The 14,506-nt window shown below is 70.3% G+C and carries 11 protein-coding genes; 3 read left to right on the forward strand and 8 right to left on the reverse strand.

The features are described 5' to 3' along the window. Positions 1-26 precede the first annotated feature (26 nt). Positions 27-1,718: a murein biosynthesis integral membrane protein MurJ gene (gene murJ / locus EDD29_RS41670; RefSeq protein ID WP_246053283.1), complete on the reverse strand. Its 1,692-nt coding sequence runs from the start codon at positions 1,716-1,718 to the stop codon at positions 27-29. Beyond that, positions 1,693-3,891, reverse strand: a complete 2,199-nt coding sequence (locus EDD29_RS41675; protein WP_281280990.1) for a DUF6049 family protein — start codon at positions 3,889-3,891, stop codon at positions 1,693-1,695. Before EDD29_RS41675 ends, murJ begins: the two co-directional genes overlap by 26 nt. Positions 3,892-4,016: 125 nt before the next feature. On the opposite strand from EDD29_RS41675, the gene EDD29_RS41680 reads away from it, so the two are divergent. Further along, on the forward strand, positions 4,017-5,441 hold the full coding sequence (locus EDD29_RS41680) for a CCA tRNA nucleotidyltransferase (RefSeq protein ID WP_246053284.1): 1,425 nt from the start codon (positions 4,017-4,019) through the stop codon (positions 5,439-5,441). On the opposite strand, the gene EDD29_RS41685 is transcribed toward EDD29_RS41680, so the two are convergent. After that, entirely contained in the window at positions 5,438-6,703 is a 1,266-nt protein-coding gene (locus tag EDD29_RS41685; RefSeq protein ID WP_123669645.1) for an adenosylmethionine--8-amino-7-oxononanoate transaminase, read from the reverse strand. The genes EDD29_RS41680 and EDD29_RS41685 overlap by 4 nt on opposite strands. A 197-nt stretch (positions 6,704-6,900) precedes the next feature. Here EDD29_RS41685 and EDD29_RS41690 point away from each other — a divergent pair, with 197 nt between their 5' ends. After that, a complete protein-coding gene (locus EDD29_RS41690; protein WP_123669646.1) occupies positions 6,901-7,554 on the forward strand; it encodes a hypothetical protein in 654 nt (217 codons plus the stop codon). Here the strand turns inward: EDD29_RS41690 and EDD29_RS41695 are convergent. Both EDD29_RS41695 and EDD29_RS41700 read right to left on the reverse strand, forming a co-directional pair. Then, positions 7,523-8,767: an MFS transporter gene (locus EDD29_RS41695; RefSeq protein WP_246053285.1), complete on the reverse strand. Its 1,245-nt coding sequence runs from the start codon at positions 8,765-8,767 to the stop codon at positions 7,523-7,525. The genes EDD29_RS41690 and EDD29_RS41695 overlap by 32 nt on opposite strands. A gap of 182 nt (positions 8,768-8,949) precedes the next feature. After that, positions 8,950-11,409, reverse strand: coding sequence for a peptidase M16 family protein (locus EDD29_RS41700; RefSeq protein WP_123669648.1), 2,460 nt, complete (start codon positions 11,407-11,409; stop codon positions 8,950-8,952). A gap of 47 nt (positions 11,410-11,456) precedes the next feature. On the opposite strand from EDD29_RS41700, the gene EDD29_RS41705 reads away from it, so the two are divergent. Next, positions 11,457-11,984: a hypothetical protein gene (locus EDD29_RS41705; RefSeq protein ID WP_148086274.1), complete on the forward strand. Its 528-nt coding sequence runs from the start codon at positions 11,457-11,459 to the stop codon at positions 11,982-11,984. 37 nt (positions 11,985-12,021) lie between these two features. Here EDD29_RS41705 and EDD29_RS41710 read toward each other — a convergent pair whose 3' ends face one another. The 3 genes from EDD29_RS41710 to EDD29_RS41720 form a co-directional block, all read right to left on the reverse strand. Next, on the reverse strand, positions 12,022-12,519 hold the full coding sequence (locus tag EDD29_RS41710) for a beta-class carbonic anhydrase (protein ID WP_123669650.1): 498 nt from the start codon (positions 12,517-12,519) through the stop codon (positions 12,022-12,024). A 133-nt stretch (positions 12,520-12,652) separates the two neighbouring features. Further along, on the reverse strand, positions 12,653-13,732 hold the full coding sequence (locus tag EDD29_RS41715; RefSeq protein ID WP_123669651.1) for an inositol-3-phosphate synthase: 1,080 nt from the start codon (positions 13,730-13,732) through the stop codon (positions 12,653-12,655). Between the two features lie 53 nt (positions 13,733-13,785). Then, positions 13,786-14,424: a PadR family transcriptional regulator gene (locus EDD29_RS41720; protein ID WP_123669652.1), complete on the reverse strand. Its 639-nt coding sequence runs from the start codon at positions 14,422-14,424 to the stop codon at positions 13,786-13,788. Positions 14,425-14,506: the final 82 nt, after the last annotated feature.

Below are 14,506 nucleotides of genomic sequence, written 5' to 3' on the forward strand. Positions count from 1 at the left end.
CCTGACATCGTAGTAGGGCTGAGGGGTTAGCGCAGTCCCGGAATTCGGGCGCTGAGCGTCCTTACCATCGTGTCGACCTCGGGGATGCGGAGCACCCGCGCGGCGACAAGGTACAGAATGCCACCACCGAGGCCGCCTGCGACCAGTGTGGCCAGGGAAGGGATAAGTCCGCTTCCGGCCCATTTCTCGATGAGGACGTGGCAGCCGACCGCGAAGGCCGCCATCGGCCCTGCCGCGGCGAGCATCTTGACGTGCGCGGCGATGATCCGGCCCGCGTCGATCCGGCCGAGGAGACGGCGCAGGACCAGCGCGCAGACGACGACGCCGACGGCGTTGGTGACCACGAACGCGCCCGCGATGCCGACCACGATGTCCTCGGTCGGCAGCAGGTTGAAGGCGGCCACCGCGGTGCCGATGTTGACCGCGACTGTGACGAACGCGATGAGCGCGGGGGTGCGGGTGTCGCGGTGCGCGTAGAACACCCGGAGCATCAGCTGGTAGATCGAGAACGGCACGAGCGCGATCGCGAAGACCTGCATGATCCGGCCGATGACCGCGGCGTCCTCCGCGCTGGTGTTGCCGTGTGCGAAGAGCGCCTGGACGATGTCGGGGGCCAGCGCCAGCATGTAGGCGGCGCCGGGGATGATCAGCACCGACGAGAGCCGGAGGCCGGAGGAGAAGTCGTCCCGGACGGCGTCGGTGTCGCCGTCGGCGGCGTGCGCGCTCATCCGGGGGAGCAGCGCGGTGATGACCGAGACCGCGACGATCGCGTACGGGAGCTGGAAGAACTGGTAGGCGGTCGCGTAGGACGCGTAGCCGTAGGCGCCGGACAGCCCTTCCTGCTCGGCCATGAACCCGGCGGTGGTGTTGAGCCGGGTGACGATCAGGAAGCCGATCTGGATCAGCACGACGTACAGCAGGGTCCAGCCCGCGGCCTTGCCGACCTGGCGGAGCTCGCCCTTCTGGAAGTCGAGCCGGGGCCGCCAGCGGAAGCCGGTGCGGCGCAGCGCGGGCCACAGCACGAGGGTCTGGAGCACGATGCCGCCGGTGGTGCCGATGGCCAGCAGCAGGAACTCGGCGTCGGTGAGGTTGGCCGAGGTGGGCGGGCCGCCGCCCTGCACGATCAGGAAGGCGATGCCGACGCCGATGACGACGACGTTGTTGAGCACCGGCGCCCACATGGGGGCGGCGAAGGAGTTCCGGGTGTTGAGGATGGCCCCGGCGAACGCGCCGACCCCGTAGAAGAAGATCTGCGGGAGGAAGAACATCGCGAACAGCACCGCGAGGCGCAGGTCGGCGCCCTGGAGTTCGGCGCCGCCGTACGCGCGCATGATCAGCGGTGCGGCGACGACCGAACCGATGGTGAGCACGCCGAGGCCGAGCAGCGCGACGGTGAAGAACCGCTGCTCGTACCGCTCGCCGTACTCGCGGTCCTTCTTCTTGGCCTGGACGATCATCGGCACGATGATCGAGCCGAGGATCCCGCCGAACAGCAGGTCGTAGATGATGTTCGGGATGGTGTTGGCGAGGTTGTAGATCGAGCCCAGGATGCCGTTGCCGAGCGCGATGATGATCACCGCGCTGCGGACGAACCCGGTGATCCGGGAGGCGATCGTGCCGAGCGCCATGAGCGCGCCCGATCGCAGAATGCTGGAGCCCACGCCCTTGTCGGGCCGGGGCTCCTCCTTCTGCTCAGCCGGCTGCTGCTCCGTCGTCACGGCCCTCCTCCTCCTTGCGCCGCCGCCGCGCGCGCATTCCCCGGAAGCCTACGCCGATGACCAGCAAGGCGAGTGAGCCAATGGTGATGAAAACACCGACTGAGGAGACTCCGGTCGTACTGACGTCGATGGTGCTGGAGTTGATCTCCTGGCCGGCCTCGTTGAGGATCCTGACCCGCACCGGGATCTTGTTGTCGATCGAGCCGCCGGTCGGGAGCTTGACGGCCACCATGAAGGTGTCCTTCTGGCCCGCGTCGATCGGCCTTGTGGCGGTGAAGACGTCGGGGTTCTCCGAGTCGGGGAAGACGAGCCGGCCCTTGGGGTCGGTGGCGATCTCGATCTTGATCGTGACCTGGCCCTCGGTCAGCTCGTTGACCGCGGTGAACCTCAGCATCCCGGACGACCCGGCGAGCTGCTTCACCTCCTCGCTGGCGAGGTTGATCTTGCCGACCTCGGCGTTGACCGAGTCCTCGGCGGCGTCGAGGAAGTCGTAGGCGGACTCTCTGCGGACCGCGCCGCGCCACGAGTTCGAGGTGGCCCGCATCGGCGCGCGCAGCAGGGCCCCGTCGGGCTCGGTGAAGAGGTTCCCGAAGGCCGCGGCCTTGTTGTACATCGTCTTGACGCGGTCGAGGTAGGTGCGGCTGAACTCGGCGTCGCGGTCGGGGTAGGTGACGAGCTGGCGCTCATCGGTCCGGTTCTTCGGCTGCGCGATCGCCCCGAGCGTGGTGGGCTGCAGCCACGCCGACCTGGCGTCGGTGTGGCCGAGCAGGAACTTCGCGAAGTCGGGGGAGGGGTTCCAGCGCCGGTCCGGGACGACGAGGAGGGTCCGGCCGTCGCTGGGCGCCTCGGCGGTGATCATGGCGGTCTCGGCGAGGTAGCGCTGCCGGGCGGCCAGGGCGCCGCCCTCGGCGCGGGTGTTGCCGCTGACGACCTGCTGGATCGTCTCGTCGAAGGCCAGCGCGAGCGGGCGCTTGCCGCTGGAGGTCTCCACGTTGTGCGCGGCGCTGGGCGTGCGGCTGAGGCCCCCGACGGGCTGGAGCTGGTCGCTGGTGAGCAGGAACTGACGGGTGCCGAGGCGGTAGAGCCGGTCGATCGTCGCCTGGTTGATGGTGCCGTTGCCGGGCCAGGTGAGCTTTCCGTAGGTCTCGTTGGCGTCCAGGATGTCCGTGGCGAGCGTCTTGTCGGCGTACGCGGCCTTGAGGAGGTTGACGCCGCCCTGGGCCATCTTCTTGTTGACCAGGGAGACGCTGTCGACATCGGCGTAGGGGGTGAGGAAGAACTGGTGGCCTTCCTCGTCCACGTAGGCGCGGAGCCTGCTGAGCCAGTTCTTGGCGTCCCCGTTCGACGGCTTCTCTTCGGCCTTCGCGCTGGTGCCCCCCGTGTCTTCGGGGGAGTCGGTCCGTTCGACGACCTGGTAGGGCCGCTGCATCGCGTCGACGTCCGTCACGAGGGAGGGGTCGATCGCGAGGGTGACCGCGCCGGAGGTGGAGGCGGACCCGGTGTCGACGGCGTCGAGGAGGGCGTCGAGCCTGCCGTTCCCGGTGTCGTCGGGGTCGAGGGAGGCGGCGAGGCCGTCGTCGGTGAACTCGGTGTCGGTGGTGCGGTGCGGTGCCTCGATCAGCGGCCAGACGAACGCGACCTTGGTCGGCTTGATCGTCTTCTTGGCCTCCTTCGGCACGTAGTTGACGAAGGTGCGGGCCTCGGCTTCGAACGGGCCTTCGGCGTCGGCCGCGGTGACCGCCAGCGGGAACACCGACAGGTCGCTCGGCGCGATGGCGGCCAGGCGGGTCGCGTCCCCCTTGAGGGTGAAGGGCTGGGTGCCGTTCGCGGGGAGGTCGAAGGTGCGGGAGACGTCGAGCGCGGCGGTCGCGGGGTTGGCGCCGGCGCCGGAGGCGAAGTCCGCGAGCTGGGCGCGCGTGGTGAACCTGGTCCCGTACTGGGCCTGGACCTGGACCCCGGTGAGCGCCGTGTCGCCCGCATTGACGATCTTGCCCTTGATCGTCAGCGTTTTGTGCTTCGCCTGGAGGACGCTCGGCGCGACGTTCTCCAGGACGATCGACACCTGGTCTTTGCCCGGCGCCTTCGCTTGGGCGGGGGCGGTCGCCACGGGCAGGAAACCCGCGGTCAGCATGAGCGTGACCGCTCCGAGAGCAGCCGTGAGCCGTTTCCTCACTGAGGTTTCGTTCCCCGCCGTGTCACCCGCTCGATGGTAGTGGGCCGAACCGGAGGCTTCGGACGCGGCGGAGCGTCGATAACAGGTTTGGAGGGGGTCGGGGTCGCACCGTAGGCTTGGCGGTCGTGTCGAACGAGGAACAGCGCAAGGCCCTGGCCACCCTGCTCGGGCGGGTGATCCCCGCCGAGGCCGAGCAGCTCGGCCGGCGCTTCGCCGCGGCGGGACACGAGCTGGCGCTGGTCGGCGGCCCCGTCCGCGACGCCCTGCTGCGCCGCCCGGTCACCGACCTCGACTTCACCACGGACGCGCCGCCGAATCGCGTCCTCGAGGTGATCGACGGCTGGGCCGACGCCGTGTGGACGATCGGCATCGAATTCGGCACGGTCGGGTTGCGGAAGGGCGAGCACCTCATGGAGGTGACCACCTACCGGAGCGAGACCTACGATCCGAAATCCCGCAAGCCCGATGTGTCCTACGGCACATCGCTCGTCGAGGATCTGCGGCGGCGCGACTTCGCCGTCAACGCGATGGCGGCGCGGCTGCCGAGCCGCGAGTTCGTCGACCCGTTCGGCGGCCTGGAGGATCTGAAGGCCAAGCGGCTGCGCACCCCGGGCCTTCCGGAGGACTCCTTCAACGACGACCCCCTGCGGATGCTGCGCGCCGCCCGGTTCGCCTCCCAGCTCGGCTTCACCATCGACCCGCCGGTGCTCGCCGCGATGCGGGAGATGGCCGACCGGATCGAGATCGTCTCGGCCGAACGCGTCCAGGCGGAGCTGTCGAAGCTGCTGTGCGGGGCGTATCCCCGTGCGGGCCTCGCCGCCCTGGACGTCTCGGGCCTCGCCGCGTACGTGCTGCCCGAGCTGCCCGCGCTTCGGTTGGAGATCGACGAGCACCACAGGCACAAGGACGTCTACGAGCACTCGATGATCGTGCTCGACCAGGCGATCGCGCAGGAGGAGGACGGCCCCGACCTCGTGCTGCGCCTCGCCGCGCTGCTGCACGACATCGGCAAGCCGCGCACCCGCGCCCACCTGGAGGGCGGCCGGGTCTCGTTCCATCACCACGAGGTCGTCGGCGCGAAGCTCACCAAGAAGCGGCTGATGGCGCTGAAGTACTCCAAGGAGATCGTCACCGACGTCTCCCGGCTGGTCGAGCTGCATCTTCGCTTCCACGGGTACGGCGAAGGCGAGTGGACGGACTCGGCGGTGCGCCGGTACGTCAGGGACGCGGGACACCTGCTGCCGCGCCTGCACAAGCTGACCCGTGCGGACTGCACCACCCGGAACCGGCGTAAGGCCGACCGTCTGGCCAAGACGTACGACGCGCTGGAGGAGCGGATCGCCCGGCTCGCCGAGGAGGAGGAGCTGGGCAGGATCCGGCCCGACCTCGACGGCGACGAGATCCAGGAGGTCCTGGGGATCAAGCCGGGGCCGCTCGTCGGCAAGGCGTACAAGTTCCTGATGGACCTCCGCCTCGACAAGGGGCCGCAGGACAAGGAGGCCGCCAAGGAGGCGCTCCTGGCCTGGGCTCGTGAGGAAGGCGTTCTCTAGAGGGTGCGGGCGGCGGCGGTCATCGCCTCGGTGATCCTCGCCGTCTCGTCCTCGGTGCTGACGTAGGGCGGCATCGTGTAGATCAGCCTGCCGAACGGGCGCAGCCACACGCCGTGGGCCATCACGGTGTCCTGGATCCGCTGGGCGTCGACGGGCCGGGTGGTCTCGATGACGCCGATCGCGCCCTTCACCCGAACGTCGGCGACGCCCGGCAGGCCCCGGACGCCGCTGAGGCCGTCGGAGAGGACCTTTTCGATCGTCTGGACCTCCGTGCGCCAGTCCCGGGCCGTCAGGAGGTCCAGGGACGCTCCGGCGACTGCTGCGGCCAGCGGGTTGGCCATGAAGGTCGGGCCGTGCATGAGGGGGGCCTCGCCGGAGGCGCTGATCCCGGCGGCGACGCGGTCGGTGCAGAGGGTCGCGGCCATGGTCAGGTAGCCGCCGGTGAGGGCCTTGCCGACGCACATGATGTCGGGGGAGACCCCGGCGTGGTCGGCGCCCCAGAGCTCGCCGGAGCGGCCGAATCCGGTGGCGATCTCGTCGAGGATGAGCAGGAGGCCGTGCGCGTCAGCGAGGTCGCGGAGGGTGCGGAGGTGGGCGGGGTCATAGAAGCGCATGCCGCCTGCGCCCTGAACGATCGGCTCGACGATGATCCCGGCGAGCTCGTGGGCGTGCGCCTCGACCAGGCGGGCCAGGGCCTCGGCGTAGGCGGGGTCGGGCCCGGCCGGGGGCTCGGGCGCGAAGACGTGGACGGGCAGGACGTCGCTGAACATGTGGTGCATGCCGTTGACGGGGTCGCAGACGGCCATGTCGCCGAAGGTGTCGCCGTGGTAGCCGCCTCGTACGGTGAGCAGCCTTGGGCGGTTCCGGCCTTGCGCCCGCCAGTACTGGAGCGCCATCTTGATCGCCACCTCGACGGCGACGGATCCGGAGTCGGCGAAGAAGACCTTGGTGATGCCCTCCGGGGAGAGGTTCACGAGGCGCTCGGCGAGCTCGACGGCCGGGCGGTGGGTGAGGCCGCCGAACATGACGTGGGCCATCTTTTCGAGCTGGCCGGTGATCGCGGCGTTGAGCGCGGGGTGGTCGTAGCCGTGGATGGCCGCCCACCAGGACGACATGCCGTCGATGAGGACCCTGCCGTCCTCCAGGTGGAGTCGGACGCCGTGCGCCTCCGCCACCGCGTGGGCGCTGACGGTCGCGGGCATCGGCGCGTAGGGGTGCCAGACGTGCTCGCGGTCGTAGGCCTGGAGTTCCTCGGGGGTCATCGGGGGCGTCCTTTCGGGTGTCACGTGGGTCACGGTACCGCCGTGATCTGTATTACTCGTGAGTAGCTTGAGCTGCGTAAGCAAGCACTTATTCGGCGAACGTGAGCCGCCTCACCTGCCGGAAGGCATAAGTAGACGGATTGTCAGCTCTAACTTGATCGAGAAAGCTCCTTTCGATCCCCCCTCCGGAGTGGACCATGCGCTACACCTTCCCGGCGCTGACCGTCTTGGCGCTCACCGGCTCGCTCGTCGCCGGACCGGCCGTACCCGCCTCGGCGGCGGCGATCACGCTGGAGTCCTCGCAGCCGACCGTCGTCGTAGGGGAACGGGGCAGGGGCGTGTGGACGACCTTCACCGCACGGGGCGCGGGGGCGTCCGTGCGGGCGATGGACCTCGAACTGACCGGGCCGGACGGCTCGCGGACGCTCATCGACCTCGTCCGGCGTGACGGCTCGGACCGGTGGACGGGGTCGTTCTCGTTCAACCGGTTCGACGCGCCGGGCAAGTGGGGTGGCGCCCTGTTCGTCCGGGATGAAGCGGGCGGCGAGAAGAAGGCCGCGCGGCTGATGTTTCACGTGAAACGGCGCACCACCCTTTCGGCCGTGGCGCCGTCCGGGCGGGGCGGGGGCGTCAACGGGGCGCTGCGCAGGCTCGGCGAGACCGGAGGCTTCGCGCCTTACGCGGGCCAGAAGGTGCGGCTCTACAAGTGGACCGGGGGCGCCTGGAAGCTCGTCGAGACGACCGTGACCGGGGGCAAGGGCAAGTACGCCTTCGCCAAGCGCTCCGGAAGGCTTCAGGTCCGCTACGCGGGCACGGCCGTCAACGCGGCATCGGTGAAGACGGCTCCGTAGCGGCGTCCTTGCGCGAGAGCACCCGGTAGGTGACGGCCGCAGCGGCATAGGCGGCTATCACTCCTCCGAGGACGGCGTAGGAACGCCCGTCCGGAGGAAGGGCGAAGGCCCCGACGCAGGCGGCGGCGACGAAGGTCGCGTTGAAGAACATGTCGTAGGCCGCGAAGACCCTTCCCCGGAATTCGTCGGCGACGCTCTCCTGGAGGATCGTGTCGACGCAGAGCTTGACGCCCTGCGCCGCCATCCCGAGGGCGAACCCGCCCGCGACGTAAAGCGGCTCACGCAGCGGCACCGCGAGGACGAGCAGGGAGACGGCGGCGGCCAGCAGCATCGCCGAGATCCACGCGTCCTTCCCGAACCGCCGCGCCGCCGGCGGCGTGATCACCGCCCCGAGCAGATATCCCGCACCGGAGACCGTGGTGATCACCGCGACCCCGCCGAACCCGGAGGGGAAATGGTTCCGGTACAGCAGGATCGTCATCAGCAGCCAGATCCCGTACAGGAAGCGGTGTGCCGCGATCGCGCCGAGAGCCAGCGCCGCGGGCCGCCTCCGCGCGATGTACCGCGCCCCTTCGACCATCCCGGACACGACGTTCCGGACCGTCTCCCGGCTCTCCGTCCCGTCCGGCCCGAGCCCGTCGCGAGGCAGCGCCCGCGCGACGAAGGAGGCACAGACATAGAGGACGGCCGCGGTCACCAGCACCGCCGTGGTCCCCGCCTGAGCGACGAGGAACCCGACCCCCGCCCCCGCGAACGCCGCCACCGTCCCCGACGTCACCGAGACCGTGTTGGCCAGCAGCAGCTCCGGCCCCCGCACCACATGCGGCAGCGCCGCGGACAGCGCGGACAGGAAGAACCGATTGACCCCCAGCACCACGAGCGCCGCGACGAGGTAGAGGTCGCTGTCGTCCAGCGCCGAGATCAGCCAGGCCATCCCCAGCACGCACAGCGCCCTGACCAGCGGCGTCCGCACCAGCACGACCTGCCGCCGCCACCGATCCAGCAGGACTCCCGCGAAGGGGCCGAGCACCGAATAGGGCAGCAGCATCACCGCGAACGCGACAGCGACCTTCCCGGCGCTCGCCTCGTTCTCCGGCGAGAGCACATAGGCGGCAAGCCCGACCTGCACCAGCCCGTCCGCGAACTGCGACGCCAGCCGCGTCCCGTACAACCACCGGAACCCGCGCTCGCGCCACACCTCCCGAAAACCCACCAGATCACTCTACGCACGCTCCAACGCCACGTTCACGCTCGAGCGAGGCAGGACCTTCGCACCGCCCACCGTCCCGTCCACGGACGCGTCCGCCGATCCATCCGAGCACGCTTGCCTGGCTCGGTCGCGTCAGGCGGGTGCCGCCTGCGCCTTGAGGTCGGGTGGCGCGGCCGTGTGGGCGGTCAGAGACCGGGGGCTCGGTGGCGGTGGACGCCGGTGTGCCGGCGGGCCAGGCGGAAGAGGCGTTGGGGGTTGGGGGCGTAGTTCCAGGCGAGGGGTTCGGCGTCGGTCCAGCCGGCTTGGCGAAGGTGGTGGCGGGCTCGGGTGAGGTCGCCGGCGGTGTGGAAGGCGCCGCCGAAGAGCTGGTGGGCCCAGGAGCGGCGGAGGTGGGGGGTGGGGGAGGCGTTGAACTTGTCGGCGGCGCGGGCGAGGGAGAAGTGGACCTCGGGCTGGGCGAGGTAGGGGGTGGGGCCTTCGTCGCAGGCGACGGCGTTCTCCAGGTGGGCGGCGGCGACCATGGCGGCGAGGGGGTCGCCGGGACGGACGCGGGCGGCGGTGTCCTCGGCGAAGGCGAGCACCTCGGCGGCCGAGCCCTGCCACTTGGCGGCGAGCACCTGGACGCGGTTGTAGTGCCCGATCCACAGGTTCGGGGCGCGGCGCGTGATCTCCGCCCAGTAGGAGTCGAGGACGGGACGGCCGAGCTGCATGCCCCGTCCGTAGGACTGGAGTTCGTCCCACGGCGAGGGGTCGTGCGGCAGCAGGGTCGCCGCGCGGAGCAGCGGCTCGGCCGCCCCGGACAGCACCGCCCAGAAGCGGGTGAACTGGTCGCGTCCGACGTACTGGGCCTGCGAGTCGCTCCGGATGGTCCAGGCGTCCCGGATGATCGCGGAACCCGCCCACAGCAGCAGGTCGGGATCATCGGGAAAGGCCGCGCGGAGGCCGCTGAGCGCCTCCGCCTTGACCGCGTCGGCGAGCGAGCCGAGCCGCTGGCGCCGCCGCTCGGCGTCGTTGCGGGTGGCCGCGAGCAGCGGAAGGCCCAGCTCGACGCTTCCGCGCCGGATCCTGCCGAGCACGGCGTACAGCTCGGGGTCTTCGTGGATCGGCCTGGCGTAGCGCCCGGCGAGGAACGGCAGCCGCTCCCGCACCGCCTGCCGGTTCTCGATCGTGCGCGCGGGCACGTCGAGGGACATCGGCCTGTCCGCGGCCTCGGCACGTGGTGTCCGCTCCCGGGCGGGCATCCGCACCACGGTCTCCGGCCGCACCCCACGGTCGACCAGGGCGAGCAGCATCTCGGCGTCCCGGTAGAGCGCGGGCTCGATGTGCACGGTGACGCCGTCGCGGCCGAACAGCCGCCGCGCCCCGTCCGGCCACACCAGCAGCCCGCGGCACTCGGCGAACAGCACGGTCCCCATCGACGGCCCGTGCACCTGGGTCACGCCCGACGGCCCGGCGAAGAGGAACCCGCCGTCGGCCTCCCACGGGTGGAACGCCCGGCCCTCGACCCCGACCGTCGAGTTCGCCGGCGCCTCGACGTACCGGGAGTGCGCGACCCCGGTCTTCACCGGCCGGGTCACCAGGGCCCCGTCCCTGGCCTGCCGCGCGACCCGCAGGATGTCGTCGGGCGTGACCCGCGCGAGCCCGTCGGCGATCATCGCGGCGGTCCGGACGGGCGCGCCGATCAGGGTGTCGGTGGCGGCGCCCACGGCCAGGGAGAAACCCGCGTCGGGCCCGTCCAGCGCCTCCGCGGCGGCCGCCCGGGCCGCCTCCAGCTCCGCGCCGGTGACGGGCCGGGTGGCGATCCGCTCGATCTCGTCGAGGAACGCGGAGTTCAGTTCGGGGAGCCGGTCGCCGATCCCGTCGGCGCCGATGAGGAGTTCGAGCGTCCTGGCGTACTGCCCGACCGCGCTGACCGAGGAGCTGTAGCTGATCGCCCGGTCGAGCCGCAGCGCCTGGTGCAGCCGCCGGGTGAGGATCTCCCGGTACAGCGACGCGGCGGGCCCGCGCTCGACGACGGTGTGCAGCGCGACCCCGTGCAGCTGGGACGGCATCGACGCCGGGAGCCACGGCAGCACGCTCGGGGAGGGCGCGATGGGGCGGCGCGGCCCGTCGGGCAGCTCGAGGACGAGACCGGGAGGGATCGGGCCGGACATGGCGAGGGCGGCGTTCCCCCGGGTGAACCAGTGCCCGGCCCAGGAGGCGAGCGACTGCGGTGTCTGCTGCGCCACCCCGAGCTCGGCATATCCCAGCATTCCCGGACCGGCCGGGCCGTACCGCCAGGCCAGCAGGTCGACGGGGCCGTCCGACCGGTTCTCGGCCTCGGCCCGCAGCACCTGCTTCTCGGCCTCGATCCGCTCGGCCGGCAGCGCCTGGAGCGCCGCGCACACGCTCTTGAGGAACCGGACGACCTCCTCCGGCTCGCCCTGCTTGACGAACGTCGTGGTGATCGGGCCGACCGCCCCGTTGAAGTGCCGTTCGGCGGGGCCGAGCCCGTGCAGCGCGAGGTGTTCGACGAGGTGGGTGATCCCGCTCGTCGCGAGGATCTCGTCGGCCCTGCCGACGCGGAAGACCAGGGCGGCGGCGAACTCGGAACCCGGGCCGTGAAAGGCGGGCACTCCGTCGACCGCGGTGCTTTCGAGTTCCATGCGCTCCCAGACTCCTCAAAAAGCCTGCCGCATCATACGATCACCGGGTGTCCGCCAGCTATAGCTTTGTCCCCCCTGGCCGGGCGCTGCGCGGGTCGCGGATCCGGCCCGTCGCAGCGGTCACCGCAGCCGGCGTGCTGGTCGTCTTCGCCGAGGGCGAAGCGCTGTCCAACGCGGCGCTCGTCCTGCTGCTCGTCGCGGTCCTCTACGGCTTCACCGTCTGGGGCGGCGCCCGTGAGGCCCGCTTCCACAAGGGCCCCCGACCCGGCCAGCCCCTGTCCGTCCAGCGCGAACGCGCCGCGATCGCCCAGATCGCCGCCTCCCCGCCGCGCACCTGGTACCCGAACGGAACCCTGGTCGCCGCCGCGGATCTCGCCCAGGCCACCGCGATCCTGGCGACCCCGATCGACGCCGTCTACGCGATCCGGGCCGTCACCCCGCTGGGCACCCTCGTGGGCACCCCCCACCCCGCGATCCAGATCCTCGTGCCGCCCGAGGTCGAGGACCCCGCCAAGATCCTCCGCCAGGCGGCCGCGCGCCACGCCCTGGACCGCCGCGTCGCCACCGGAACCTGACCCCCTCCCACCCCGAAGGGAGCCAGGCCCGGAGTCCTCAGGCGGGCTTGACCTCGCGCAGGGTGCCGTTCGCCACGTCGTAGACGAAGCCGCGCACCTGGTCGGTGTGCGGGATGAACGGGTCGGCCTTGATGCGCCCGATCGACTGGCGGACGTCCTCGTCGAGGTCGGCGAAGGCTTCGGCCGACCAGTCGGGCTTGATGCCCAGTTCGTCCTGGATCTGGGTCTTGAACCCGTCATCGGTGAAGGTGAGCATGCCGCAGTCGGTGTGGTGGATCAGGATGATCTCGCGGGTGCCGAGCAGCCGCTGGCTGATCGCGAGGCTGCGCCGCTCGTCCGCGGTGACGACCCCGCCCGCGTTCCGGATGACGTGCGCGTCGCCCTCGCCGAGGCCGAGGAGGCCGTACGGGTTGAGGCGGGCGTCCATGCAGGCGAGGACGGCGACGCCCTTGGCCGGGGGCAGCGGCAGCGCGCCCTTGTCGAAGGACGCGGCGTAGCGCTCGGCGTTGGCCAGCAGTTCGTCGGTGACGCTCAACGAGACCTCCAGATCTAGATATTTCCTATAAGAATAGACGAGATTAGTGGTGAAGGCGCCTCCGAGAACGACGAAGGCCCGGCAGGCGCAGAGCCTGCCGGGCCTTGACGTGTCCTGAGAAGGACGAGCGGGGTCAGCGCTCGACGTCACCGCGGATGAACGCCTCGACGGCGAGGCGGGCCTCGTCGTCGTTGTACTGCTCCGGCGGGGACTTCATGAAGTACGAGCTCGCCGAGAGGATCGGGCCGCCGATGCCGCGGTCCTTGGCGATCTTCGCGGCGCGGACGGCGTCGATGATGACACCGGCGGAGTTGGGGGAGTCCCAGACCTCCAGCTTGTACTCCAGGTTCAGCGGGGTGTCGCCGAAGGACTTGCCCTCCAAGCGGACGTACGCCCACTTGCGGTCGTCCAGCCACGGCACGTGGTCGGACGGGCCGATGTGCACGTCGGCCTTGGCCATCTCGTGCGGGATCTGCGAGGTGACCGACTGCGTCTTGGAGATCTTCTTGGACTGCAGGCGCTTGCGCTCCAGCATGTTCATGAAGTCCATGTTGCCGCCGAAGTTGAGCTGGTACGTGCGCAGCAGCTCCACGCCGCGGTCCTCGAACAGCTTGGCCATGACGCGGTGCGTGATGGTCGCGCCGACCTGGGACTTGATGTCGTCGCCGACGATCGGGACACCCGCGTCGACGAACTTCTGCGCCCACTCCGGGTCGGACGCGATGAACACCGGCAGGGCGTTCACGAACGCCACCTTGGCGTCGAGGCACGCCTGGGCGTAGAAGCGGTCGGCCTCTTCCGAGCCCACCGGAAGGTAGGAGACCAGGACGTCGACCTTGGCGTCCTTGAGCGCCTGCACGACGTCGACCGGGGTCGCGTCGGACTCCTCGACCATGTCGAGGTAGTACTCGCCCAGGCCGTCGAAGGTGTGCCCGCGCTGCACGGTCACCCCGGTCGGCGGGACATCAGCGAACTTGATCGTGTTGTTCTCGCTCGCGTGGATGGCGTGCGCGAGGTCCTGCCCGACCTTCTTCGCATCCACGTCGAACGCCGCCACGAACTCCACGTCGCCCACGTGGTAGTCGCCGAACTGAACGTGCATCAGCCCGGGGACCCGCTGATCGGGCGCCGCGTCCTTGTAGAACTCGACACCCTGGACGAGCGAAGAGGCGCAGTTGCCCACTCCAACGATGGCTACGCGCACCGAACCCATCCGGTTGCTCCTTTTCTCTATCTCACCGGGTCTGGGGGAAGATCCCCAGGCTCTTATGAGGGAGACGTCCCCCGACGGGGAGCGTCCGTTTCGTTGTCGTCATGTACATCTGTCTCGTCTGCCCGCTGACGCTCATCGGCCGCTCGCGCGTGCTCCCGCCCGATCAGCTCGTTCAGCCACCTGACCTCGCGCTCGACGGATTCGAGCCCGTGGTTCTGCAACTCCAGCGTGTAGCTGTCGAACCGCTCCCGGGTGCGGGTGAGCGCGGTGCGCACATGGTCGAGGCGCTCCTCCAGCCGGCTGCGCCGGCCTTCGAGGATCCGCAGCCGCACATCGGCCCGGGTCTGGGCGAAGAAGGCGAAATGAACGCCGAATCCTTCGTCCTCCCAGGCCGCGGGGCCGGCCTCGGTGAGGAGCTTCTGCAGCTGCTCCTTGCCCTCGGCCGTCAGCTTGTAGACGATCTTGGCCCGTTTGCTCTGGAGCGTCGCCGGTGGCTGCTCGTCCTCGTCCTCGGTGATCAGCCCCTGTGCGAGGAGCTGCTTGAGGCAGGGGTACAGCGTGCCGTAGGAGAACGCCCGGAACATGCCGAGCAGGGTATTGAGCCGTTTGCGCAGCTCGTACCCGTGCATCGGGGACTCGTGGAGCAAGCCGAGCACGGCGAGTTCCAACACGCCGCCCCTCTTGCTGACCATGCTTCCCCTCCGCGGTAGCTCAGCTAGATGTATCGTGTGAATGTATCGCTTCGATACATCGCAAAGATACGTAGTGTTAACC

It is taken from the genome of Actinocorallia herbida (assembly GCF_003751225.1).
GTDB classification, from domain to species: Bacteria; Actinomycetota; Actinomycetes; order Streptosporangiales; family Streptosporangiaceae; genus Actinocorallia; species Actinocorallia herbida.

Coding starts and splice junctions, on each gene's coding strand:
- EDD29_RS41715 (WP_123669651.1), bottom strand. CDS start 13,732: ATGGGTTCGGTGCGCGTAGCCATCGTTGGAGTGGGCAACTGCGCCTCT.
- EDD29_RS41685 (WP_123669645.1), bottom strand. CDS start 6,703: ATGACCCCCGAGGAACTCCAGGCCTACGACCGCGAGCACGTCTGGCAC.
- EDD29_RS41690 (WP_123669646.1), top strand. CDS start 6,901: ATGCGCTACACCTTCCCGGCGCTGACCGTCTTGGCGCTCACCGGCTCG.
- EDD29_RS41720 (WP_123669652.1), bottom strand. CDS start 14,424: ATGGTCAGCAAGAGGGGCGGCGTGTTGGAACTCGCCGTGCTCGGCTTG.
- EDD29_RS41700 (WP_123669648.1), bottom strand. CDS start 11,409: ATGGAACTCGAAAGCACCGCGGTCGACGGAGTGCCCGCCTTTCACGGC.